Origin of the sequence: Streptomyces sp. NPDC002467, from assembly GCF_042889825.1 — a bacterium.
Classification (GTDB): domain Bacteria; phylum Actinomycetota; class Actinomycetes; order Streptomycetales; family Streptomycetaceae; genus Streptomyces.
The window spans coordinates 413,220-435,560 of the sequence record NZ_JBIARJ010000004.1; the positions used below are offsets into that span (position 1 = coordinate 413,220).

Annotated in this window: 19 protein-coding genes and 1 pseudogene; 11 read left to right on the plus strand and 9 right to left on the minus strand. The window is 72.5% G+C overall.

Annotation, left to right across the window (positions count from 1 at the left end; all coding sequences use genetic code 11):
- Positions 1–379 precede the first annotated feature (379 nt).
- Positions 380–3,493: a DNRLRE domain-containing protein gene (locus ACFYYJ_RS11525; protein WP_389131101.1), complete on the plus strand. Its 3,114-nt coding sequence runs from the start codon at positions 380–382 to the stop codon at positions 3,491–3,493.
- An 80-nt stretch (positions 3,494–3,573) separates the two neighbouring features.
- Here the strand turns inward: ACFYYJ_RS11525 and ACFYYJ_RS11530 are convergent.
- Positions 3,574–3,942, minus strand: a pseudogene (locus ACFYYJ_RS11530) (phosphohydrolase); the annotation flags it as partial.
- Positions 3,939–4,943 (minus strand): ArsR family transcriptional regulator, encoded by a 1,005-nt coding sequence (locus tag ACFYYJ_RS11535; RefSeq protein ID WP_389131103.1) that lies wholly within the window; start codon positions 4,941–4,943, stop codon positions 3,939–3,941. The gene ACFYYJ_RS11535 and the pseudogene ACFYYJ_RS11530, both read right to left, overlap by 4 nt.
- 56 nt (positions 4,944–4,999) lie before the next feature.
- On the opposite strand from ACFYYJ_RS11535, the gene ACFYYJ_RS11540 reads away from it, so the two are divergent.
- Positions 5,000–6,601, plus strand: coding sequence for an MFS transporter (locus ACFYYJ_RS11540; protein WP_389131105.1), 1,602 nt, complete (start codon positions 5,000–5,002; stop codon positions 6,599–6,601).
- A gap of 41 nt (positions 6,602–6,642) precedes the next feature.
- Positions 6,643–7,377: an SDR family oxidoreductase gene (locus ACFYYJ_RS11545; RefSeq protein ID WP_389131107.1), complete on the plus strand. Its 735-nt coding sequence runs from the start codon at positions 6,643–6,645 to the stop codon at positions 7,375–7,377.
- A 19-nt stretch (positions 7,378–7,396) separates the two neighbouring features.
- On the opposite strand, the gene ACFYYJ_RS11550 is transcribed toward ACFYYJ_RS11545, so the two are convergent.
- From ACFYYJ_RS11550 to allB, 3 genes are all read right to left on the minus strand, one after another.
- A complete protein-coding gene (locus ACFYYJ_RS11550; protein ID WP_389131109.1) occupies positions 7,397–7,858 on the minus strand; it encodes a pyridoxamine 5'-phosphate oxidase family protein in 462 nt (153 codons plus the stop codon).
- A 178-nt stretch (positions 7,859–8,036) separates the two neighbouring features.
- A complete protein-coding gene (gene alc, locus ACFYYJ_RS11555; protein ID WP_385121506.1) occupies positions 8,037–9,155 on the minus strand; it encodes an allantoicase in 1,119 nt (372 codons plus the stop codon).
- A gap of 2 nt (positions 9,156–9,157) precedes the next feature.
- On the minus strand, positions 9,158–10,492 hold the full coding sequence (allB, locus tag ACFYYJ_RS11560; protein ID WP_389131358.1) for an allantoinase AllB: 1,335 nt from the start codon (positions 10,490–10,492) through the stop codon (positions 9,158–9,160).
- A 336-nt stretch (positions 10,493–10,828) separates the two neighbouring features.
- On the opposite strand from allB, the gene ACFYYJ_RS11565 reads away from it, so the two are divergent.
- Positions 10,829–11,632 (plus strand): IclR family transcriptional regulator, encoded by an 804-nt coding sequence (locus ACFYYJ_RS11565; RefSeq protein ID WP_384756461.1) that lies wholly within the window; start codon positions 10,829–10,831, stop codon positions 11,630–11,632.
- A gap of 102 nt (positions 11,633–11,734) precedes the next feature.
- On the opposite strand, the gene ACFYYJ_RS11570 is transcribed toward ACFYYJ_RS11565, so the two are convergent.
- Together ACFYYJ_RS11570 and ACFYYJ_RS11575 are read right to left on the minus strand one after the other, a co-directional pair.
- Positions 11,735–12,427 carry an ABC transporter ATP-binding protein gene (locus ACFYYJ_RS11570; RefSeq protein WP_385121502.1) on the minus strand — a complete coding sequence of 231 codons (693 nt, stop codon included), beginning with the start codon at positions 12,425–12,427 and terminating at the stop codon, positions 11,735–11,737.
- On the minus strand, positions 12,424–13,512 hold the full coding sequence (locus ACFYYJ_RS11575; RefSeq protein WP_389131113.1) for an ABC transporter permease: 1,089 nt from the start codon (positions 13,510–13,512) through the stop codon (positions 12,424–12,426). Before ACFYYJ_RS11575 ends, ACFYYJ_RS11570 begins: the two co-directional genes overlap by 4 nt.
- A gap of 134 nt (positions 13,513–13,646) precedes the next feature.
- Between ACFYYJ_RS11575 and ACFYYJ_RS11580 the strand changes: the two genes are divergently transcribed.
- The 3 genes from ACFYYJ_RS11580 to ACFYYJ_RS11590 all read left to right on the plus strand — a co-directional run bounded on the left by ACFYYJ_RS11580 (position 13,647) and on the right by ACFYYJ_RS11590 (position 16,123).
- A complete protein-coding gene (locus ACFYYJ_RS11580; RefSeq protein ID WP_385121496.1) occupies positions 13,647–14,900 on the plus strand; it encodes a sensor histidine kinase in 1,254 nt (417 codons plus the stop codon).
- Complete coding sequence (locus ACFYYJ_RS11585) at positions 14,897–15,526, plus strand: response regulator (RefSeq protein ID WP_385121493.1); 630 nt, start codon at positions 14,897–14,899, stop codon at positions 15,524–15,526. Before ACFYYJ_RS11580 ends, ACFYYJ_RS11585 begins: the two co-directional genes overlap by 4 nt.
- 117 nt (positions 15,527–15,643) lie before the next feature.
- Complete coding sequence (locus ACFYYJ_RS11590; RefSeq protein WP_385121490.1) at positions 15,644–16,123, plus strand: hypothetical protein; 480 nt, start codon at positions 15,644–15,646, stop codon at positions 16,121–16,123.
- Between the two features lie 10 nt (positions 16,124–16,133).
- Here the strand turns inward: ACFYYJ_RS11590 and ACFYYJ_RS11595 are convergent, their stop codons facing one another.
- Positions 16,134–17,618 (minus strand): PLP-dependent aminotransferase family protein, encoded by a 1,485-nt coding sequence (locus tag ACFYYJ_RS11595; protein ID WP_389131118.1) that lies wholly within the window; start codon positions 17,616–17,618, stop codon positions 16,134–16,136.
- An 88-nt stretch (positions 17,619–17,706) separates the two neighbouring features.
- Here ACFYYJ_RS11595 and ACFYYJ_RS11600 point away from each other — a divergent pair, with 88 nt between their 5' ends.
- From ACFYYJ_RS11600 to aceB, 3 genes are all read left to right on the plus strand, one after another.
- The gene (locus ACFYYJ_RS11600; protein WP_385364945.1) at positions 17,707–17,910 is read left to right on the plus strand and encodes a hypothetical protein; all 204 of its coding nucleotides are present in this window, start codon (positions 17,707–17,709) and stop codon (positions 17,908–17,910) included.
- Positions 17,853–18,488, plus strand: a complete 636-nt coding sequence (locus ACFYYJ_RS11605; RefSeq protein ID WP_385364947.1) for an NTP transferase domain-containing protein — start codon at positions 17,853–17,855, stop codon at positions 18,486–18,488. The genes ACFYYJ_RS11600 and ACFYYJ_RS11605 overlap by 58 nt, the downstream gene beginning before the upstream one ends.
- 251 nt (positions 18,489–18,739) lie before the next feature.
- Positions 18,740–20,359, plus strand: a complete 1,620-nt coding sequence (aceB, locus tag ACFYYJ_RS11610) for a malate synthase A (RefSeq protein ID WP_385121482.1) — start codon at positions 18,740–18,742, stop codon at positions 20,357–20,359.
- 89 nt (positions 20,360–20,448) lie between these two features.
- On the opposite strand, the gene ACFYYJ_RS11615 is transcribed toward aceB, so the two are convergent.
- Entirely contained in the window at positions 20,449–20,754 is a 306-nt protein-coding gene (locus ACFYYJ_RS11615; protein ID WP_389131123.1) for a hypothetical protein, read from the minus strand.
- Positions 20,755–21,183: 429 nt separating this feature from the next.
- Here ACFYYJ_RS11615 and ACFYYJ_RS11620 point away from each other — a divergent pair, with 429 nt between their 5' ends.
- Positions 21,184–22,305: a GDSL-type esterase/lipase family protein gene (locus tag ACFYYJ_RS11620; protein WP_389131361.1), complete on the plus strand. Its 1,122-nt coding sequence runs from the start codon at positions 21,184–21,186 to the stop codon at positions 22,303–22,305.
- Positions 22,306–22,341 lie beyond the last annotated feature (36 nt).

A 22,341-nucleotide genomic window follows, 5' to 3' on the forward strand; every position in this document is an offset into this window, starting at 1 on the left:
CATGTGGACCCCCCACGCTCTGCCGCCATCGCAGAGGCGCATGGGCGGCACGAGACTGACATATAGCGACTCGATTCTGCGGCCAGTCGATCAGAAATGCCATTGCCCGATATCCGGCTGTGGCCTTAATCACCTCACCGCCCCCACACTGCGGAATATTCGATGTAAATCGACCCGAATGGGTGGGGTGTGGGGTGAAAGGAGGGCGTGACGATCCGCGTCGGATGACTCATGCTCAGCTCGCACATCCATCGCGTGAGATGAGCGGGGAGCGAATCCATGCGTTCGAGGGGGGAAAGAAATGGCAGTCAGTGATTCCGCTACCGATACCGTTTCCGTGGCGGACGATCCACCGAGACGTCCTTGGTTCAAGCGCCGAATGACCATGGGCGGCCTGGCCGCCCTGGTGGCGGTGGCCGTGGCGGTGCCGGTCGGCGTGCACCTGGGCGGGGACGCGGGGCCGCGCAAGAAGGTTTCCGATGAGGCGAGCGGCCCGGTGACGGCCGTTCAGGCGCGGAAGTTGGCTGGCGAGCGGGGCAAGGACGTCGAGGTGTCCGCCGAGCGCAGTGCGAACACCACGACGTGGGCGCAGCCCGATGGTCTGTTCAGGAAACAGATCTCCAGCTCCGCCGTGCGGGCGAAGGTCGGAGACGAGTGGAAGCCGATCGATACGGATCTGGCGCGTGTCGAGGGCGGGTTTGCCGCGAAGGCGGTGAACGGGGCGGTCGTGTTCAGCGGCGGTTCGCCGGGTGGTGAGCGTGCTGGTCGTGGTGTGGTGCGGTCGGCGTTGACGGTGGATGCGCCGGGTCCGGTGTGGACCGAACTGGTGCGTCTGAGTGTCGACGGGCATGACATGTCGGTGAGTTGGCCCGGTGTGCTGCCGGAGCCGGTGATCGATGGTCCGCGGGCGTTGTATGAGAATGTCCGTCCGGGTGTGGATCTTTTGATGACGGCGCAGGACGGCGGGTATTCGCATCTGCTGGTCGTGAAGGACAAGCAGGCCGTCGCCGATCCGCTGCTCGCGGAGCTGAACTACCGCCTCACCTCTCCCGATCTCCAGTTCCAGTTGGACGCGGAGTCGGGTGCCATGTCGGCCCGCGACGCGAAGGGCGAGGAGATCGCCGGTTCTCCGTCGCCTTTGATGTGGGATTCCTCCGGGAAGGTCGCCACCACCGACGATGTTCCGGCGTGGAAGCCTCCGGCGGCGGCGAAGAAGCACCCCACCCTGGGCCTGGCTGGGCTGGCCGGTGCGGAGCGAGCGCACCTGTCGGTCGCGGCGGCGTCGTTCAAGGACGGCACGCTTTCCCTGAAGCCGGATGCGGCACTGCTGAATGCCCCGGACACGGTGTACCCGGTATTCATCGACCCCTCCTACAAGGGTCACAAGCACGCCTGGTCACTCCTCTACAAGACGGCCGGTAATTCGAGCTTCTACAACGGCCAGAACTACAACGCGTCGGGTACGAACGAGGCCCGGGTGGGATATGAATCCGACTCGGGCGGCACCTCGCGTTCGGTGTTCAATTTCTATTTCGGATCCGAGCTGCACGGTGCCGGTATCCAGTCGGCGTCCATGCGTGCCCTGCAGACGTATTCGTGGTCGTGTGACCGCAAGGCGATGGACATCTATTCCACACCGCTGGTGACGTCGTCGTCGACGTGGAACAACACGACGGGCTGGTGGGGCAACAAGGTCGCCACCGAGATGGCCGGGTACGGCTACAACTCCTCCTGCCCCGACAACTGGGTCGCCCCCGACATCAAGGGCCTGGTCACCCAGGCCGCGAGCAGCCGTTGGGGCACGTTGTCGCTGGGTTTCAAGGCGCCGAACGAGTCGGACTCGTACTACTGGAAGAAGATCCTCGCCAACGGCGAGTCCGCCCCTTACATCGAGGTCGTCTACAACACCCCGCCCGACGTCCCCGTCGCGTCGAACATGAACACCTCGCCGGGCGGACCGTGCCTGACCACCAGTCCCGGTACGAGCATCGGCAAGACGGACGTGTCCTTCCAGGTCAAGGGCACCGACCGGGACGGCAACCTCAAGCAGGTACAGATCGAGGTCTGGGACGCCGACTCCGGAGCCGGCGTCTACAACGAGTGGCTGTGGCCCAACAGCGACGGCGTGGTCACCAAGAGCGTGCCCTTGGACAAGTTCACCTCCGGCCGCAAGTACTTCTGGCTCGCCCGGACGAACGACTGGGACGGCTGGGGATCGCCCGGCTCGGGCCCGGCCGATTCCGGTGGCGGCGGCTGGTGCACCTTCACCGTCGACCACACCGCCCCCGCCAACCCCCTCGTGCGCTCCGTGCACTTCCCCGCTCCCGGCCCCGACGGCGACCAGTGGTCCCTGGCCCCGGCCGGCACCCCCGACCAGTGGATCGAAGTCCTGGGCAACGGCACCCCGGCCTCCGCGATCCGCGAGTACCAGTGGTCCCTGAACCGGCCCACCTACGACCAGAAGATCACCCCCTGGCAGAACGACCTGGCCTCCATCAAACTCCAGGTCGACACCGCCGGCCCCAACGTCCTCTACGTCCGCACCGTCAACACCGCCGGGAACATCTCGGTGCCCACCGAACACCTCTTCTACGTCAGCGCCCGCGTCGGCACCGACAAGCCGGGCGACGTCACCGGTGACGGCTTCCCCGACATCCTCGCCGTCGACAAGGACGGCAACCTGCGCACCTACGCGGGAGACAAGCAGGGCGACACCGACGCCTACATCCCCGGCGCCGTCGAGAACGGCAAGCCCGTCGCCGCCGGCCACTTCAAGGACCCGGCCGGCGCGACCCCCGCGCTGATCGGGCACGCCACGGACTGGTATCCCGGTGACGGGCTGACCGACCTGATCGCCCGGATGCCCGACGGGAAGCTGTACATCTACCCCGGCACCGGCACCGGCCAGTTCGACGCCGGGCGCCGCCAGGAGATGCAGCTGCCGCTGTCGGCACCGGACCCGGCCACCTTCCGGCAGATCGTGGTGGTCGAGGACATGGACGGTGACGGACTCGGTGACATGTTCGCCCTGGACGCCGACGGGTTCTGGGCGTTCTCCGGCTACACCGGTTCCAGCTTCACCTCCTACCGCAAGCTGGCCACCGGTTGGGCCGCCCGCGACATCGTCGGCGTCCGCGACGTCTCCGGAGACAAGGTCCCCGACCTGATCTTCCGGGACAACGCCAACGCCAACCGCGGCCTGGCCCTGCGCAAGGGCAAGCCCGGACCCAACGGCGGAGCCGACCTCACCTCCCTCGCCTCCCAGGCGGGCTCCGAAGGCGGCGTGGACCTCACCTACGCCACCACCGGCTGGGGCCGGGCCGCACTCCCCATCGTCCTGGGCACCGCCGACGCCACCGGCGACGGCATCCCCGACATCTGGGGCGTCGGCACCGACGGCAACCAATGGCTCCACCAAGGCGGAACCACCACCATCGGCGGGCCCACAGGACGCGACGAGGACGGCTGGAACACCTTCCTCACCATCGGATAACCGACAAAGCACAACAGCCGACGCGTACGACGGCGCCCTGTCCGGAGATTCCTCTCGGCAGGGCGCCGTCGTGCGGAGGGCCACGACGCGTGGGTGACGGCGAAGCGGGCCCGGGCCGGGCCGACGCCGTGGCGGAGCAGCAGGTCCCGCCCGGCCGGCTCGTGCTCCGAACCGGGGCCCGAGAGTTCGGCCACGTGGACGGTCTTGCCGATGTCGTGCGTCGCCGCGCCGAAGAGGACCGCTTCGCGGTCGAAGCCCGCCGGCGGGCAGTGGTGTGCGACCCAGTCGACCAGTCGGTGCGCGACGTCGTGGACGGCACGCAGGTGCGCCGCCAGTCGTGGCGGGGCCTCCAGGAGCGACAGGAGATCCGCCACGTCGTCCGGCAGGGGCAGCAGTTCGGGGTCGGCGATGCCGTACAGGGCTCTGTCGAGGGGTGTGGTGGCGGTCATCGCGCCAGGGTAGTGGCGTCTGCCGGGTCGAGGAGTCGGTCGCCGAGGGGGGTGCGGCGGTAGAGGACGTGGCGGCCGTCGCGGGCGCGGGCGACCAGGCCGGTGCGGTGGAGGACGGCCAGGTGCTGGGAGACCGCGCTGGGGGTGACCCTCAGGCGGCGGGCGAGCTCGACCGTGGGCAGGGGGCCGTCGAGGAGGGCCAGGAGGGCGGTCTTGGGGGCGCCGATGAGTTCGGGGAGGGCCTTGGCGTCGGGCGGGGCCGGGTCGGACCACAGGGTCGCCACGCCCCGGCTGGGGTAGGCCAGACCGGGCGGCTGGTCGGCGGTGACGGGCGGGGCGGGCTTGTGCGCGAAGACGGAGGGGATCAGCAGCAGTCCGCGGCCGGCGGCCGGGATGTGGAAGTCGCCGAGGACGTCGGCGATGCGCAGGATCCCGCCGGCCCAGCGGAGGTTGGGGTGCATGTCGGCGAAGAGCCGGCGAGCGCCGCCGACGGCCAGTTGCCGGGCCCGGTAGGTCATGTCGGCTTCGAGCACGAGCCGCATCGCGGGCCAGGTCGGCTGGAGCGCGAGCGTCCAGTACCGGTGCAGCAGTTCGCAGATGGTGTCGCGCAGGGCGGCGACCTCCCGGTCGTCGTCGGCGAGCGCGGGGAGCAGGGCCGCGGGGAGCGGGTCCGGGTGGTGCGCGTCGAGCAGGTCCCGGCGGACGACGGCGGCCGGGGTGCGGCGTACGACGGCCAGTTCCTCGGCGAAGGTCGCGGAGAACCGCTCCGGGCGGGGGGTCAGGAAGTCGGGCGTCGTGCGGTGTCGCGCGACGAGCGAGGCGAGGAGCGCGGTGTCGAGCGCACCGCCGACCCGCTCGACGGCCGCCCTGCGCCAGGGGGCGTGGATCGTGGACAGTCCCGGCTCGCGGAGCACGCGGAGGCTCAGCACGGTGTCCATGAGCGGGGACAGGGCGAAGCGGGTGTCCGCGAGGTCGTCGGCGTCGAGCCCGAAGCTGATCATTAAGCCCGAGGCTACATCCATTGGCGGGCCCGGCCGGGTGCATTGGACTGCCGGGCATGACGCAGAGACCCCCCACCACGGGCGCCCCCGCCCCCCGCCGGGGCCCGCACAGCGGACCCGCTCACCTCGCGGACCCGGCCACCCCGGCCACCCCGGCGGCTCGGGCAGCCCGGACGAGCGCGGTGCGCGCGGCACCGGCCGCGACGACCGCGCCCGCGGGGCAGGCGTCCCCGGCAGCCCGGGCGGGGCACGGGGCCGAGGCCGGCCCGGCGGCGGCGGTCGAAGCCGCGGCACCGGGCGCCGCCGGCCCGTCAGACGGGCCGGCGGCACGAGCGGCGACAACCGGGTCCGCGGGCACGGACGCGGGTGGACCGGTGGGGCCGGCGGCCCCCGCGGCGCGGGCCGTGGGGGCCGGAGGAGCGGCGTACGCGGGCCCGGAGGCCGATCGGCGGCTGATCGCGATCCTCGCGGTGACCTGCGCCGTCGCCGTCGGGAACATCTACTTCCCGCAGGCGATCAGCCCCTTGGTCGCGGCCGGGCTCGGGACCTCGCCCGGTGAGGCGGCCGGCATCGTCACCGCCACCCAGGTCGGCTACACCCTCGGCGTCTTCCTGCTCGTCCCCCTCGGCGACCGGCTCCCGTACCGCCGTCTCCTCGTCGCCCTGCTCGCCGCGAGCGGCGCGGCCCTGGCGGCCGCCGCCCTCGCCCGCACCCTGCCCCAACTCCTCGCCGCCGGCGTCCTCGTCGGGGTGACCACCACGGCCGCACAGCTGATCGGCCCGATGACCGTCGGCCTGGTCGCGGAGGGGCGGCGCGGTGCGGTGATGGGGACCCTGCTCAGCGGATCCATCGGCGGCATGCTCCTGGCCCGCACCTTCAGCGGTGCGCTCGGCGAGCGGTTCGGGTGGCGGGCCCCGTACGGGGTCGCCGGGCTCGTGGTGCTGTGCCTCGCCGTCGTACTGGCCCGCGCGCTGCCGGCGACCGGGGTCTCCCCCGCGCCCCGGGTGCCGCTGCGGGCGCTGCCGCTGCGGCCCTTGCGGCTGCTGCGCGCCGAGCCCGAGCTGCGCCGCTCCGGCTGGTACCAGGCCTCCCTTTTCGCGGGGTTCTCCGCCATGTGGGTCTGCCTGGCGCTGCTCCTCACCGGCCCGGTCTACGGCTACGGCCCGCAGGCCTTGGGGCTCGTCGCGCTCACCGGCGTGGTCACCATGGCGTGCACCCCGGTCGCGGGCCGCCTCGTGGACCGGCTCGGCCCCGACCGGGTCAACCTGGTCTGCTTCCTCGCCACCCTCGCGGCGGCCGGTGTCCTCGCCGTCGGCGCCCGGGGCGGCACCACCGGGCTCGTCGCCCTCGTCCTCGGCACGCTGGTGCTGGACACCGCCATGCAGTGCGGCATGGTCGCCAACCAAGCCCGCTTCTACGCCCTGCGCGCCGACTCCCGCAGCGCGCTCAACACCGCGTACATGACCTGCGGTTACCTCGGCGGCAGCGCCGGTTCCTGGCTCGGCCTGCAGATCCACCGGCACGCCGGCTGGCCCGGGGTCTGCGTGTTCCTGGCACTGCTGACGCTTCCCGCCGTCGACTCCGCCCGCCGCGTACGCGCCGCGAAACGCGAGGTCGGAATCCCGCCAGCGGCCCGGACCTCCCGGAGATTTCATTGAACTCGCAACCAATCAGCGGGATCGATACAGGAGGAAACGGTATGGACGGCAACGCAGTGGCCCTGGTGACCGGCGGAAGCCGCGGGATCGGGGCGGCGAGCGCCCTGAAGCTCGCCGAGGACGGGGCCGACGTCGCGATCACGTACGTCAACGACGCCCGGGCGGCGGCCGAAGTCGTCGGCAAGGTCGAGGCGCTCGGGCGGCGCGCGGTCGCCGTACGGGCCGACGCCGCGGACCCGGCGGCCGCCGCCCTGGCGGTGGAGCGGACCGTCCGGGAGCTCGGGCGGCTGGACGTACTCGTCAACAACGCGGGCATCGGCGTGCTCGGGCCGCTGGACTCCCTCGGCACGGACGACGTGGACCGGGTGCTCGCCGTCAACGTGCGCGGGGTGTTCCTCACCGCGCAGGCGGCGGCCGGGCACATGGGACCCGGCGGGCGGATCATCACCATCGGCACCTGCATGACCCAGCGGGTGCCCGGCCCCGGCGGCACGCTCTACGCGATGAGCAAGTCGGCGCTGATCGGGCTGACGAAGGCCCTCGCACGGGAGTTGGGCGAGCGCGGCATCACCGCGAACATCGTCCACCCGGGGCCGGTGGACACCGACATGAACCCGGCGGACGGCCCGTACGCCGGCGGGCAGACGGCGCTGACCGCCGTGGGGCGCTTCGGCACCGCGCGGGAGGTGGCCGAGATGGTGGGCTTCCTCGCCTGCTCCCGGGCCGCCTTCGTGACGGGCGCGGAGTTCTCCGTCGACGGCGGCCACGCCGCGTAGGCCGCCCGGACACCGCCGGTCACGGCAGCCAGCGGCCGCCCGCCATCAGGTCGCGGCCGGCGATCTCGTTCACCTCGCGCCAGGCCTGGATCCACTCCGGCACGATCCGGAAGTACGGGTAGGGGACGGCGAAGGCGCCGGGGTCGAAGCCGGTGTGGGCCGCGAAGGCCTCCTGCTCGCCGGGGGCGAGGTCCGCCACGTCCAACGTGGTCGCGGTGCCCTCGACGAGGACCACGTCACGGGTGAGGCCGAAGGCGAGACGCACCCTGCCGTTCGCGGCGAGGTTGCGGCCGGTGGGCACGGTGGCGCGCGTCGACAGCAGGAAGGTCTCGCCGTCCCACCGGAAGGAGAGCGGGACGAGGCAGGGGACGCCGTCGGCGTCGGCGGTGGCGACCCAGACGTCGTTGCCGTCCCGGAAGCGCGCGAGGGTGTCCTTGCGGCGGGTCTCGCGCTCGCGCGGCGCGTCGGGAAACTCGGTCATGTACGTGCCCTCCCCGTGGCGTGGGGGCCCGCGGGCCGGGCCGCCGGGGCCCATCCTGCCCCACCCGTAACGGAGTTCACATGAAAATACGCCGGAGGGGCGCACCGTCGAGCGGTGCGCCCCTCCGGGCCGTGCGCGCCCCGGGGGTGTCGGCCCCCGGGGCTGGATGTGGGTGGCGTCAGCCGCCCAGCTCCTGGTGACGGGCGGCCAGGGCGGCCGCGCCGTTCTCCGTCAGCGAGCCGAAGAGACGCAGGCGGGAGAAACCGCCGTCCGGGAAGATGTCGATCCGGACGTGCGTGCCGACCGCCGGGGCGTCCAGCACGAAGCGGTGGTTGGTGTCGGGCTGCAGGCGGGTGCGCGGCAGGAACTCGGTCCACTCGCCCTCCTCGCCCGTCTTGACGGACAGCGAGGCCCAGCCGGCCGAGTTGCCCTTCAGGTACGCGGTGTCGATCTCGACGGCGCGGATCTCGGACTCGGTGACGAGCTGGTAGCGGATCCAGTCGTTGCCGTTGTCACGGCGACGCGCGGTCTCCCAGCCGTCGTCCATCTTGCGGGAGCGGCCCGGGTTGATGGTGTTGGTGGGCGGGGAGTAGAAGCGGTTCGACGCGTCCTGGACGGAGCCGCCGTTCTCCAGCGCCACCACGTCGAAGGAACCGAGCGCCGCGAGCCACTTCGGGTCCGGCAGGACCTCGCCGTAGACGCGCAGGCGGGCGATGCCGCCGTCGGGGTGCTGGTTGACGCGCAGGTGCGTGAAGCGCTGCTCGGCGGCGACCTCGAAGCCGTTGGCCGCGTGGCCGCCGACCGGGGTGCGCTCGACCAGGGTCGTCCACTTCACGTCGTCGCCCAGGAGCTCCTCCGGGGTCGGCGCCAGGGCGCCCTCCCAGTTGGTGCCCTCGATGGAGACGGCCTGCGGCATGTTGCCGCGGAAGTGGGCGGTGTCGACGACGATGCCGCGGATCACGCCGGGGGCGCCCAGGCGAACCAGCGCCCAGTCGTGGTCCTCGGGGGTCGGCCAGGGCTGGGTGGCGGAGACGCCACGGCGGCGGCGGGTCTCCCAGCCGTCCATGACCTTGCCCTTGTGGCCGAAGTCCTCGGGGTCGAAGTGCGCGGCCTCGGAGATCAGCAGGTTCTCGCGCTGGGCGAAGAACTCGTCGTTGGCGGCGATGACACCGGCGCCCAGCTCACGGGCGGCGAGGTTCGCGTACTGGGTGAACGGGAAGTCCGCGGTGCGGTAGTCCGCGTACGGGTCGCCGCCTCCGTACGGGTTCGCGTTACCGGTGAAGGAAGGAATCGCCACTGTCAGTTCTGCCTTTCGAGGAGGAGGCCCGTGGGCTCGGTCGGAGTGCCGTGGTCGGCGATCTGGGTGCCGCGCAGCCAGGTGGACTTGACGACGCCGTGCAGGGTCTTGCCCGCGTAGGCCGTCACCTGGTTGCGGTGGTGGAGCTCGGCCGGGTCCACGGTGAACGTTTCTTCGGGGGCCACGACGGCGAAGTCGGCGTCACGGCCGACCTCGATCGCGCCCTTCTGTGCCAGCCCCGCGAGGGCGGCCGGGGCGGCGGACATCCAGCGGACGACGTCTTCGAGCGTGCGTCCGCGCTTGCGCGCCTCGGTCCAGATCGCGGGGAGGCCCAGCTGGAGGGAGGAGATGCCGCCCCACGCGGTGGCGAAGTCGCCGGTCTTGAGGTCCGCGGTGGAGGGCGAGTGGTCGGAGACGATGCAGTCGATGGTGCCGTCGGCGAGCGCATCCCACAGGACGTCCTGGTTCGCGGCCTCGCGGATGGGCGGGCAGCACTTGAACTCGGTGGCGCCGTCCGGGACTTCCTCGGCGGTGAGGGTGAGGAAGTGCGGGCAGGACTCGACCGTGATCCGCACGCCCTCGGCCTTGGCCGCGGCGATCAGCGGCAGCGCGGAGGCGGAGGACAGGTGCAGGACGTGCACGCGGGCGTTCAGCCGCTTCGCCTGGTCGATCAGGTTCTGGATCGCGGTGTTCTCGGCGTCCTGGGGGCGGGAGGCCAGGAAGTCGGCGTACTTGGGGCCCGGGTTCTGCGGGGCGGACTCCAGGTGGTGCGGGTCCTCGGCGTGCACGATCAGCAGGCCGCCGAAGCCGGTGATCTCCGCGAGCGAGGTGGCCAGCTGCTCCTGGTCCAGCAGGGGGAACTCGTCCACGCCGGAGGGCGACAGGAAGCACTTGAAGCCGTAGACGCCGGCGTCGTGCAGCGGTGCCAGGTCCTTGACGTTGTCCGGCAGGGCTCCACCCCAGAAGCCGACGTCGATGTGCGCCTTGGCACGGGCGACCTCCTGCTTGACGCGCAGGTTGTCGACCGTGGTGGTCGGCGGCAGGGAGTTGAGCGGCATGTCCAGGATCGTGGTGATGCCACCGGCGGCGGCGGCGCGGGTGGCCGTCCAGAAGCCTTCCCACTCGGTGCGACCCGGGTCGTTCACGTGGACGTGGGTGTCGACCAGGCCGGGGAGCAGGACGTCGTCGCCGAAGTCCTCCAGCCGGGCTCCGGCCGGTACCTCGGCGTCGTGCGGCAGCACCGCCGTGATCTTCCCGCCGGCGACGGCCACCGATGCGGCGCGCGTCCCCTCGGGGGTGATGACGCGCGTCGAGCGCAGTACCAGTTCCACAGCCACGTCGGACACCGGAACCTCCCCATCTACTTCCACAGAGCGAAATTCAACGTTCTGTTGACGGAGTCTGCGGGGCGATGGGGAATCCAGTCAAGACCGCCCGGAGGGACCACTGACCCACCAGCACCGCAATTGGATGTTTCCACAGGATGGAATTAAGATTTCGCTATACAGAATGTAGCTACCACCACCGGGAGTCGGGCAGGTAACTTCGCGAGGACGTCCGCCCCCGGACATACCGCCTCTGACCGGCGGAGACGGCGTCGCCCCTGGTCTAGGGCCGACGCCGACTGACCGGTAGGCTGCTTCCTTGCCTGCCAGCACCGAAAGGACCGCGCCGTGCCGACGTCCAGCGCCAGCACCACCGACGCTTCCGCCAAGACCACCGCCGCCGGCGGTGGCGTCCAGTCCCTTGAGCGCGCCTTCGATCTGCTCGAACGCATGGCCGACGCGGGGGGCGAAGTCGGTCTCAGCGAGCTCTCCGCCGCCAGCGGACTGCCGCTGCCGACGATCCACCGTCTCATGCGCACCCTCGTGGCGTGCGGCTATGTACGCCAGCAGCCCAATCGACGTTACTCCCTCGGGCCGCGTCTGATCCGCCTCGGCGAGTCCGCGTCGCGCCTGCTGGGCACCTGGGCCCGCCCCTACCTGGCCCGCCTGGTCGAGGAGACCGGCGAGACGGCCAACATGGCCCTGCTCGACGGGGACGAGATCGTCTACGTCGCCCAGGTGCCGTCCAAGCACTCGATGCGCATGTTCACCGAGGTCGGCCGCCGGGTGCTGCCGCACTCCACCGGTGTGGGCAAGGCGCTCCTCGCCTACACCCCCGCGGACGAGGTACGGGCCCTGCTGGCGCGCACCGGGATGCCGGCCGCGACCGAGAAGACCATCACCACGCCCGAGGGCTTCCTGGAGGCCCTGGAGCAGGTCCGCAACGTCGGGTACGCGGTCGACGACAACGAGCAGGAGATAGGGGTCCGCTGCCTCGCGGTCTCCGTGCCGAACTCGCCGACCGCCGCGGCGATCTCCATCTCGGGTCCCGCGGGGCGCGTCACGGAGGCCGTGGCCGAGTCGTTCGTGCCGATCCTGCAGGGCGTGGCCGAGGAGCTCTCGGTCGCACTGGCGAACCAGAACCCCGCGTAGCGACCGGTTCCGTACGCACGAAGGCCCCGGCTCCCCCGCTTCGAGGGGGGCCGGGGCCTTCGCGTGCCCGCCCGAGGACGCCGGGACGCGCCTCGGGAGGCGTCAGGAGGCCGGTACCGGCTCGGCGCCCTGGGTCAGGCGGCCGTCCGTCATGGTCGCCGTGCGGTCCATCCGGTCCAGGTGCGCGTGGTCGTGCGTGACCAGCACGGTGGCCGTGGAGCGCTCCCGCGTCAGGGTGACCAGCAGGTCGAGGACGGCCGCGCCGCGCTCGTGGTCCAGGGCGCTGGTCGGCTCGTCGACCAGCAGCACGGCCGGCTCGTTCATCAGGGCGCGGGCGATGTTGATCCGCTGGCGCTGGCCGCCGGAGAGCTGGTGGGGGCGCTTGTCGGCCTTGTCGGCCAGCCCCACCGCGTCCAGCAGCTCCAGCGCGCGGCGACGCACGGCGCGGGTGGGACCGCCCGAGAGGTGCGTCATCACCTGGAGCTGTTCGGCCGCGGTGAGCGAGGCGAGCAGGTTCGGCTGCTGGAAGACGATGCCGATCTTCTCCCGGCGCAGCGCCGCCTTCTCGGCCGGGCCGAGCCCGGTGACGTCCGTACCGGCGACCACGACCCGGCCGGAGTCGGGGGTGACCAGGGTGGCGGCCACGGCGAGCAGGCTGGACTTTCCGGAGCCGGAGGGCCCGATGACCGCCGTCAGGGTGCCCGGGGGGACCTCCAGGCCCACCGAGTCGAGGGCGGTGAGCCTCCCGTCGCCGTCGGGGTAGGTGAGCGTGACGTCGTGGACGAGGAGGGTCATCGGGCGCTCCCGAGGGCGGTCAGCGGGTCTACGGCGGTGATCCGCCGGATGGAGAGGGCGGCACCGAGCGCACCGAGCACGATCATGATCGCGGCGGGGACGAGCACGGTGGCGGCGTCGAGGACGAAGGGCACGTCCCCGCCGCTGATCAGGGCGCCGAAGCCGGCGGCGAGGGCGGTGCCCAACCCGGTGCCGATGGCGAGCATGACCACGGCCTGGCCGAGGGCGTCCTTGAGCAGGTAGGGCGTGGAGGCACCCAGTGCCTTCAGGACGGCGATGTCGCCGCTGCGCTGGATCGTCCACACCGTGAAGAAGGCTCCTATGACGAGCGCGGAGATCGCGAAGAGGAAGCCGCGCATCAGCTGGAGCGAGCCGTTCTCGGAGGTGTACGAGCCGATGGCGCTCAGCGCCTCGTCCACGGTCATGGCCTTGGTCCCGGCCGCCTTGTCCGCGGCGGCGAGGTCCGCGCTCCCGTCCGCGGTGACGGCGACGACGGTGGCGACGGGGGTGGTGGAGGTGCCGGGGTTCCCGACGCGCTGCCAGTCGGCCAGGTCCGCCCACACGACCGGGGTGTGGCTGAAGGCGGCGGTGCCGGAGACGCCGGCCACGGTCAGTTCCAGTGGGCCGATCCTGAGCTTGGCGCCCGCGGCGAGTCCGCCGAGCTCCTTCGCGGCCTTCTCGGTGAGGACCACCTGCCCCGGGGCGGGCCGGGCCCCGCTCGGGGCGAGCCGGCCCGCCGGGTCCACGCCGAAGACGGAGACGCCGGCGGTACGGTCGCCCGAGACGGCGTTGGTGGTGCGGATGCCGAGCGGCTCCGCGGAGCTCACCCCGGGCTGCTTCCGCCAGGCCTCCCAGGCGCTCTCGGGCACCTGGGAGTTGGTGAACGACACCTTCTGGTCCCCGGAGGGCGCGGCGAAGGCCAGCTGTGTGGCGGGCAGACCCGTGATGGCCGAGATGTTCTCCCGGGCCAGGCCGGAGGTGAGCCCGGACAACAGGCCGACCAGCAGCGTGATCAGCAACACGACCGAGCCCATGAGGGCGAAGCGGCCCTTGGCGAACCGTAGATCTCTCCATGCGACGAACATGTCCCCCACCTTGGTCTTCGGGGCGGGTCCGGGGCATCGCGCCACGGGAGCGTTCCCGGTATCGAAGGACGCACTCGGACATCAAACTTTCGGTTGACCGGGAGCGCCGACGCCCGACTTACGCTGGTAGGCCCATGGCTGTTCTGAATCCCCCCGCACCTCGTCCCCTCACCCCCGTCTCCCGCGTCCTGCGGCTGTGCCTGCACGCGCTGCTCCTCGGGCTGCTCGCGCTGGCCGCCGGGCGCGCCGTCGCCGACTCCGCGCCCCGGGCCGGCTGGGTGATCGCCGTCTGCGTGCTGCTGGCCGCCGTGTACGCGGCCGGCGTACGGGCCCCCTCGGTGCACCGCTCGCCGCGCGCCGCGGCGGTGTGGCTGGCCGCGCTGGCCGCCGTCTGGGCCGCCCTGCTCGTGGTCTCGCCCGACGGGCTCTGGATCGCCTTCCCGCTGTACTTCCTGGAGCTGCACCTGCTGCCGCTGCGCTGGGGCGTCACGGCCGTCGCGGTGACCGCCTGCGCGGCCATCGGCGGCTTCCTCGGGCACAGCGGCGCGGTGACCCCCGGGGCCTTCCTGGGGCCGCTGCTGGGCGGCGCCGTGGCGGTGGCGACCGTACTGGGCTACCAGGCGCTGTACCGGGAGAGCGAGCGGCGCCGGGAGCTGATCGAGGAGCTCATCGCGACCCGGGCCGAGCTGGCCGCGGCCGAGCGCGGCGCCGGGATCATGGCCGAGCGGGAACGGCTCGCCCGGGAGATCCACGACACCCTCGCCCAGGGCCTGTCCTCGATCCAGCTGCTGCTGCGGGCGGCGGAGCGGGCCCTCTCCGAGGGCTCGGCGGCGGTCCCCGCGCCGGCCGAGGACGGGGCCGAGGTCTCCGGCGGGCAGGCGGCCGCACTCGCGCACATCGCCCGGGCGCGGGAGGCCGCGCAGGAGAACCTCGCCGAGGCGCGGCGCTTCGTACGGGCCCTGACCCCGCCGGACCTGGAGCACGGCTCGCTCGCCGCGGCGCTGGAACGGCTGTGCGCGGGGGCGCCGGGGCCCCGGGTGCGGTTCTCGCTGAGCGGCAGCCCGCGCGAGCTGCCGACCCCGTACGAGGTGGCCCTGCTGAGGATCGCCCAGTCGGCGCTGGCCAATGTGGTGCGGCACGCGCGAGCGGACCGCGCCGAGATCACGCTGACCTTCATGGACGCCTCGGTCACCCTGGACATCGTCGACGACGGGCAGGGCTTCGACCCCTCCTCGGCCGCGTCGGCCTCGGGCGACGGGGGCTTCGGACTGCCCGCGATGCGCTCGCGCGCCGAGACGCTGGGCGGGCTGTTCACCGTGGAATCCGATCCGGGCCAGGGCACCGCCGTGGCCGTCACCCTGCCGTTGCCCCTGGAGGCGTCCCGATGACGATCCGGCTGCTGCTCGCCGACGACCATCCGGTGGTCCGGGCCGGGCTGCGCGCGGTGCTGGACACCGAACCCGACTTCGCGGTGGTCGCCGAGGCCGCGACCGCCGAGCGGGCCGTGGAACTGGCGGCCGCCGAGCCGGTGGACGTGGTCCTGATGGACCTCCAGTTCGGGCCCGGCATGCACGGCTCCGCGGCGACGGCCCTGATCACGGCCCGGCCGGGCGCCCCGAGGGTCCTGGTGCTGACCACGTACGACACGGACGCGGACATCCTGGCGGCGGTGGAGGCGGGCGCCTCGGGCTACCTGCTCAAGGACGCCCCGCCGGAGGAGCTGGCGGCGGCGGTCCGCACGGCCGCGGCCGGACAGTCGGCGCTGGCGCCGGCGGTGGCTCTGCGGCTGATGGACCGGATGCGGACGCCCGCGGAGGCGCTGACGAAGCGGGAGCTGGAGGTGCTGCAACTGGTCGCGGACGGCCTGTCGAACCAGCAGATCTCGAAGAAGCTGTTCCTGAGCCAGGCCACGGTCAAATCCCACCTGGTGCACATCTACGCCAAACTCGGCGTGGACTCCCGCACCGCGGCGGTGGCCGCCGCCGCGACCCGCCGCCTGATCCGCACGCCGTAGGGCCTTCCCCGGTGGGGCTGGCCCCCGTGACGGGACACCGGCAGGCAGGCGGGCGCACGCGGGCTGCGCGGCGGGAGCATCGGGTCATCGAGTTCCCGACCCGAGAGCGAGCCTCCGATGCAGACCTCGAAGACCGCCCTGCTCACCCCTCCCGTCGCCGCACCGCCCGCCGAGGTCCGTACGGCCCACCGGCTCTGGCTCACGGCCGTGGCCGCCGGGGCCTTCGAGACCGTGCTCGCGATCGGCAGGATGGTGGCCGACGGGACCGCCTCCGCCGGGGAGATCGGCGTCGGCCTGGCCGTGCGGCTCACCGTCTTCACCGCCGCCGTGCTTGTCGCGGGCAGGATGCGGGGCGGCGCCCGCTGGGCCCGCGTCACCCTCGCGCTCGGCCTCGGGGTGCTCGGTACGGCCTCGATGGTGGCGCAGCCGCTCGCCCACCTCGCCGACGGCGGTTCGCTGTCGGCGGCCCTGTCACAGGCGGACGCCCTGGACTGGCTGTTCGGCACGAGCCGGGCCGTGCACGTGGCGGCGGTCCTCACCGCCGTGACCCTGATGTTCCGCCCGGCGGCGAACACGTACTTCCGGGCCCGCGGCTGAGTGCCGGGGGTTACGCCACCCAGTGCGGTCGTTCCACCGCCGGGGCCAGGGGGACGCCGTCGTGGAAGGCGGTCGCCAGGCGGCGGACGCCCTCGTCCAGGCGGTCCGCCGGGAGGGTGTACGGGATGCGGAGCCGGTGTTCGAAGGTGCCCGGGTCCACCCCGAAGCGGGCACCCCGGCCGATGTGGACGCCGGCCGCCGCGGCCCGCTCGGCCAGGGCGGAGCTCACCGGCTCCCCGAGGTCCACCCAGAGCGAGAGGCCGCCCGGAGGGAGCTGCCAGGACCATTCGGGGGTGTGCCGCTGGAGGGAGCGTACGAGGGCCTCGCGCCGCGTGCGGAGCTCCGCGAGCCGCGCGGGCAGGGTCCGGTCGAGGCCGGCCATCAGCGGGAGGGCGACCAACTGGTCGAGGACCGAGCCGGTCATGTCCGCCGAGACCCGCACGGCCGTCAGCTCGGTGATCATCTTGGCGGTGGCCCGGATCCAGCCGACCCGCAGGCCGCCCCAGTGGGTCTTGCTCAGCGAGCCGATGGTGATCACGTGGTCGGCGCCGCCGCGCGGGGCGAGCGAGGCCAGCGGCGGGGGCGCGGGGACGTCGAGGGCGATGTCGGCGATGGTCTCGTCGACCACGAGCCAGGTCCCGGTGGCCCGGGTCGCCGCGAGCAGCCGCAGCCGCTGCTCCGGCGGCATGAGGTTGCCCGTCGGGTTCTGGAAGTCGGGGATCACGTAGGCGAGCCGCGGCACGGTCTGGCGCAGGGTGGACTCGGCGATCTCCATGTCCCAGCCGGCGTCGGAGACGGCTATGGAGCCGGTGCGCACCCGTGCGTGGCGCAGGGCGTCGAGGGCGTTGGCGTAGGTCGGGTTCTCGGTGACGACCCGGTCGCCGGCCCGGCACAGGAGGCTGACGACCAGCGCGAAGGCCTGCTGGGCTCCGGCCGTGACCAGGATCTGCTCGGGCCGCGTGGGCAGCCCGCGCCGGGTGAACCGGCCGGCGACGGCGGCGCGCAGGTCGGGCAGGCCGTACGGGTGGTAGCCGGGATTGCGGGCGAGCAGGGGCAGCCGGGGCGCCGCCCAGGCGAAGGCCTCGGCGAGGCTGCCCTCGGGGGCGCCCATGGCGGCGATGGCGAGGTCCACGCCGGAGTCGCCGTCGGCGCGCGCGCCCGTCCCGACGATCGCGGGGGATCCGACGGGGAGGTGGCCGTCGGGGAGTTCGGTCCAGGTGCCGGCGCCGCGCCGACTGCGGACGTAGCCGCTCTCGCGCAGCAGGTCGTAGGCGCCGGTGACGGTGGCCCGGCTGGCGCCGACGGCCTCGGCGAGCTCGCGTTCGGCGGGCAGCCGCACGTGCAGGGCGATGCGGCCGTCGAGGATCAGGGTGCGGATCGCGTCGGCGAGGGACCGGTAGCCGGGGCGGGCCAAGACCTCGGCGGGGAGCAGGGCCGCGAGCTGGCGGCTGCCGATCGTCCTGTCCGCTGTGTGGACGACTCGCCCGTTTGCCATGCCAACCTCCCCTGATTGGCTCTGCCGACCAGGCCAATCGAGGACCAGACTCGCCGTATTGGCCCCCGATTGGCAAGGAGAAGCCGAGATGCTGACCGACCGTGACGAACGCGCCCTGCTGGCCTCCACCGAGAACCGGATCTCCGCACCGCTGCGCGTCGGCGCCGCGCTGGCCTCCGTACTGGGTGTCCTGAAGCGACGCCGGGCCTCGCCCCAGGAGCGAGAATCGGAGACATGCAGGCCGACACCGTCACAGACTTCGACCCCCCTGCCCACGCCGGTCCCCCGGTGATCGCGGGGCTGCTCCTGGCGGCCGGCGGCGGCCGGCGCCTCGGCGGCCGCCCCAAGGCGCTGCTCCCCTACCGGGGCCGTCCGCTGGTCGAGAACGCCGTGCGGGTGCTGCGCGAGGCGGGCTGCGGCCCGGTGCACGTGGTGCTCGGCGCCTCGGCCGCCGAGGTCCGCGAGCGCGCCGACCTGGACGGCTGCACGGTCGTGGACAACCCGGACTGGGCCGAGGGCATGGGCTCCTCCCTGCGGGCCGGGCTCGCCTCGTTGGCCGGTACCGGCGCGAGCGCGGCCCTGGTCTCGCTGGTGGACCAGCCCGGGATCGGTCCGGCCGCCACCGTCCGGGTCCGGGAGGCGTACCGCTCTCCGGCGAGCCTGGCCGCGGCGGCGTACGACGGGGAGCGCGGCCATCCCGTGCTGTTCGGCGCGGAGCGCTGGGCGGACATCGCGGCGACGGCGACGGGCGACAAGGGCGCGCGGGGGCACCTCGCGCGACATGCCGGGGAGCTCGTCCTGGTGGAGTGCGGGGACGTGGCCGAGGCCTTCGACATCGACACGCCCCCCGACCTGGCCCGTCTCTCCTGAGCACGGTGTGACGGTGATGGCACTGAGGGCCACGAGAAAGTGGAATCTGTCGACTCAGAGAATCTCGACATCAACAAACCATTGAACTTCCACCATGAGGAAATTACTATCCACTGGTCAGAAGCGCCCTGAACCACATTCGGCGCCCGCGACCGTATGCCGGAACTCTCCACACCCGACGACACTGCGTGCCGTCCAGCGCGAGCATTCCCCCGCGGCCGCCAGGCACCGCCGCTGAAGGAGTGACAGATATGTCCGCACCAGCGCCGTCCCCGCTGGCCATCGTCGACGCCGAGCCCCTGCCCCGGCAGGACGAGGTCCTGACCGAGGCGGCCCTCGCCTTCGTGGCGGAGCTCCACCGGCGGTTCGCCCCCCGCCGCGCCGAGCTCCTCGCCCGCCGCGCCGAGCGTCGTGCCGAGATCGCCCGCACCTCCACCCTCGACTTCCTCCCGGACACCGCACAGGTCCGCGAGGGAGACTGGAAGGTCGCCCCGGCCCCGGCCGCGCTGAACGACCGCCGCGTGGAGATCACCGGTCCGACCGACCGCAAGATGACCATCAACGCCCTGAACTCGGGCGCCAAGGTCTGGCTCGCCGACTTCGAGGACGCCTCGGCCCCCACCTGGGAGAACGTCGTCCTCGGCCAGCTCAACCTGATCGACGCCTACGAGCGCCGCATCGACTTCACCGACGCCCGCACCGGCAAGGCGTACGCCCTCAAGCCCGCCGACGAGCTGGCGACCGTCGTCATGCGCCCGCGCGGCTGGCACCTCCAGGAGCGCCACCTCCGGTTCGAGGGCGCCCCGGCCTCCGGCTCGCTGGTCGACTTCGGCCTGTACTTCTTCCACAACGCGCAGCGCCTGATCGACCTCGGCAAGGGCCCGTACTTCTACCTGCCGAAGACGGAGTCGCACCTGGAGGCTCGCCTCTGGAACGAGATCTTCGTCTTCGCCCAGGACTACGTCGGCATCCCGCAGGGCACCGTCCGCGCGACCGTCCTCATCGAGACGATCACCGCCGCGTACGAGATGGAGGAGATCCTCTACGAGCTGCGCGACCACGCGGCGGGCCTGAACGCCGGGCGCTGGGACTACCTCTTCTCCATCGTCAAGAACTTCCGCGACGGCGGCGAGAAGTTCGTCCTGCCGGACCGCAACGCGGTGACGATGACCGCCCCGTTCATGCGGGCGTACACCGAGCTGCTCGTCCGCACCTGCCACAAGCGCGGCGCGCACGCCATCGGCGGCATGGCGGCCTTCATCCCGTCCCGCAAGGACGCCGAGATCAACAAGATCGCCTTCGCCAAGGTCAAGGCCGACAAGGACCGCGAGGCGGGCGACGGCTTCGACGGCTCCTGGGTCGCCCACCCGGACCTGGTCCCGATCGCGATGGCCTCCTTCGACGCGGTGCTCGGCGAGAAGCCGAACCAGAAGGACCGTCTGCGCGAGGACGTCTCGGTGGCCCCGGGCGAGCTCATCGCCATCGACTCCCTGGACGCGAAGCCCACCTACGACGGCCTGCGCAACGCGGTCCAGGTCGGCATCCGCTACATCGAGGCCTGGCTGCGCGGCCTCGGCGCCGTCGGCATCTTCGGCCTGATGGAGGACGCCGCCACCGCGGAGATCTCCCGCTCGCAGATCTGGCAGTGGATCAACGCCGGTGTCGTCTTCGAGAACGGCGAGACGGCCACGGCCGACCTGACCCGCAAGATCGCGACCGAGGAACTGGCCGCCATCCGCACCGAGGTCGGCGAGGACGCCTTCACCTCCGGCAAGTGGCAGCAGGCCCACGACCTCTTCCTCCAGGTCTCCCTGGACGCCGACTACGCGGACTTCCTGACCCTCCCCGCGTACGACCAGCTCGCCGGCTGACCATCGCACAGCAGCCGCGCGTGAACGGCTCCGCCCCCGCTGCCCTCCGGCACGGGGGCGGAGCCGTTTCGCGGGCCCACAGCTCCGGCTCACCCCGGCGGTGACGGACAGGCGCGGGCCGGCTCCTCGGCCGGAACCAGCCGCACCTCGTCCGCGGGCTCCTTCAGCGGGGCGTCCGTATCGGTGCTCCACAGCAGGGCCATACCGTCGGCGACGCCGAAGAACAGGTACGGCCCGGCCGGGTCGAGCAAGCCCCCCTCGGCGTTGAGTTCGGCCACCCGGACGGTCGGCTGGACGCACATCCACTCCGGCTCCACCCCGAAGTACGAGGGTGCCTCGCGGCGCTGCCGCGCCGCGGCCTTCGTCGCCTCGACCGCCCGGCCCAACTCCTCCACGACGGGTCACCCCCGGCGCGCGAACTCCTCCCTCGCCTGTTCGAAGTCCCGCCGCTCACCCCTGACTTCGACCAAGGTGAGCACCCGCTGGTCATAGCGCCGACGCATCCCCGGGCGACCGTACGGGCGGATGGTCGCGGCCCGCAGCGAATACGGCCACGGAAGCGGAATGCGGGGCCCAGGGCGTGGGCGAGCCGAACGACCGGTCGGTCGTTACTCGTTCGTAACTTGCCTGTACCTAGCGGTAACAAGCCGGCCCGTGGCACCTTTCCGTTGCCACCGGCCGGCGGTACCCCCACTTCACAGCCATGCGACGGAGTCGTTGCCAACTTCGGCATGGCCGAACGCAGGAGTTCCGCAGTGATCGGATTCCGCACCGCAAGCAAGGACCGGGCACGCCGTCGGGTGCGACGAGTGGCCGGAGCCGGGATGGTCCTGCCGCTCGCCGTCGGGGCGCTGCTGGCAGCCGGGGCAGGGACCTCCTCCGCGAGCACCGGGAGCGGCCCCACCGCCGTGGTGTCCATGGGCGACAGCTACATCTCCGGCGAGGCCGGGCGCTGGAAGGGCAACAGCCTCACCAACACCGGCAGCCGCAACGGCACCGACCGGGCCTGGGTCAGCGGCAGCACGTACGACCCCGCCAAGGTGTACGGGACCACCGCCGGCGGGTGTCACCGGTCGGACTCCGCCGAGGTGCGCAGCGCCGGTGGAGTCGCCGACGTGGCCGTGAACCTCGCCTGCTCCGGGGCGGTCTCGCAGAACGTGTTCCGGGCGGCCAACGGCGGTGTGGCCTTCAAGGGCGAGGCCCCGCAGGCCGATCAGCTCGCCGCGGTGGCCGCGAGCCACGACGTCAAGGTGATCGCGCTGTCCGTCGGCGGGAACGACCTGGGCTTCGCCGACATCATCAAGGAGTGCGCGCTCGATTTCAGCCTCTGGTACTCCTACTGCTACGACGACCAGCAGGCCGTGGTCGACGGGAAGATCGACGCGGCGATGGCCGGAGTCGGCAAGTCCGTGGACGAGATCCGGGCCGTGATGCGGGCGGCCGGCTACGCCGACGCCTCGTACCGGATCGTGCTGCAGTCCTACCCGTCGCCGATCCCGCGCGGCGCGGAGAACCGGTACACGCAGAGCGACTGGAGCCGCCTCAACAGCGGTGGCTGCCCCTTCTGGAACCGGGACTCGGACTGGGCGCGGGACTCCCTCGTGCCGCAGATCGCCAACCGCATCAAGGGCGTCGCCGCGGCCAAGGGCGTGCAGTTCCTGGACCTGCGCGACATGCTCCAGGGTCGCGAGGTGTGCGCCAAGGCGAGCAAGCTGGTGAGCTCGACGGTGCCGGCCTCGGCGAAGACGAGCGAGTGGGCGCGCTGGATCGACAGCAGCGAGACCCAGGGCCTGGTCCAGGAGTCCATGCACCCCAACCACTACGGCCAGTTGGCGGCCGGCCGCTGCCTCGCCCTGGCCCTCGCCCAGCCCGCCGCTTCGAGCGTCGGCTGCAAGAACACCGCGGGCGCCGACGAGACGGGGATGTACCTGACCCCGGCCCCGTAGTGATACGGCGGGGCCGCGGTCCGGCGGCCGCGGCCC

Excerpts from the sequence above, each read along its gene's own strand:
- ACFYYJ_RS11580 (WP_385121496.1), top strand. The coding sequence starts at position 13,647 with ATGGCTGTTCTGAATCCCCCCGCACCTCGTCCCCTCACCCCCGTCTCC.
- ACFYYJ_RS11620 (WP_389131361.1), top strand. The coding sequence starts at position 21,184 with ATGGTCCTGCCGCTCGCCGTCGGGGCGCTGCTGGCAGCCGGGGCAGGG.
- ACFYYJ_RS11550 (WP_389131109.1), bottom strand. The coding sequence starts at position 7,858 with ATGACCGAGTTTCCCGACGCGCCGCGCGAGCGCGAGACCCGCCGCAAG.
- ACFYYJ_RS11525 (WP_389131101.1), top strand. The coding sequence starts at position 380 with ATGACCATGGGCGGCCTGGCCGCCCTGGTGGCGGTGGCCGTGGCGGTG.
- ACFYYJ_RS11540 (WP_389131105.1), top strand. The coding sequence starts at position 5,000 with ATGACGCAGAGACCCCCCACCACGGGCGCCCCCGCCCCCCGCCGGGGC.
- ACFYYJ_RS11585 (WP_385121493.1), top strand. The coding sequence starts at position 14,897 with ATGACGATCCGGCTGCTGCTCGCCGACGACCATCCGGTGGTCCGGGCC.
- ACFYYJ_RS11570 (WP_385121502.1), bottom strand. The coding sequence starts at position 12,427 with ATGACCCTCCTCGTCCACGACGTCACGCTCACCTACCCCGACGGCGAC.
- ACFYYJ_RS11545 (WP_389131107.1), top strand. The coding sequence starts at position 6,643 with ATGGACGGCAACGCAGTGGCCCTGGTGACCGGCGGAAGCCGCGGGATC.
- aceB (WP_385121482.1), top strand. The coding sequence starts at position 18,740 with ATGTCCGCACCAGCGCCGTCCCCGCTGGCCATCGTCGACGCCGAGCCC.
- ACFYYJ_RS11605 (WP_385364947.1), top strand. The coding sequence starts at position 17,853 with ATGCAGGCCGACACCGTCACAGACTTCGACCCCCCTGCCCACGCCGGT.
- ACFYYJ_RS11535 (WP_389131103.1), bottom strand. The coding sequence starts at position 4,943 with ATGATCAGCTTCGGGCTCGACGCCGACGACCTCGCGGACACCCGCTTC.
- ACFYYJ_RS11575 (WP_389131113.1), bottom strand. The coding sequence starts at position 13,512 with ATGTTCGTCGCATGGAGAGATCTACGGTTCGCCAAGGGCCGCTTCGCC.
- ACFYYJ_RS11595 (WP_389131118.1), bottom strand. The coding sequence starts at position 17,618 with ATGGCAAACGGGCGAGTCGTCCACACAGCGGACAGGACGATCGGCAGC.
- ACFYYJ_RS11600 (WP_385364945.1), top strand. The coding sequence starts at position 17,707 with ATGCTGACCGACCGTGACGAACGCGCCCTGCTGGCCTCCACCGAGAAC.
- ACFYYJ_RS11590 (WP_385121490.1), top strand. The coding sequence starts at position 15,644 with ATGCAGACCTCGAAGACCGCCCTGCTCACCCCTCCCGTCGCCGCACCG.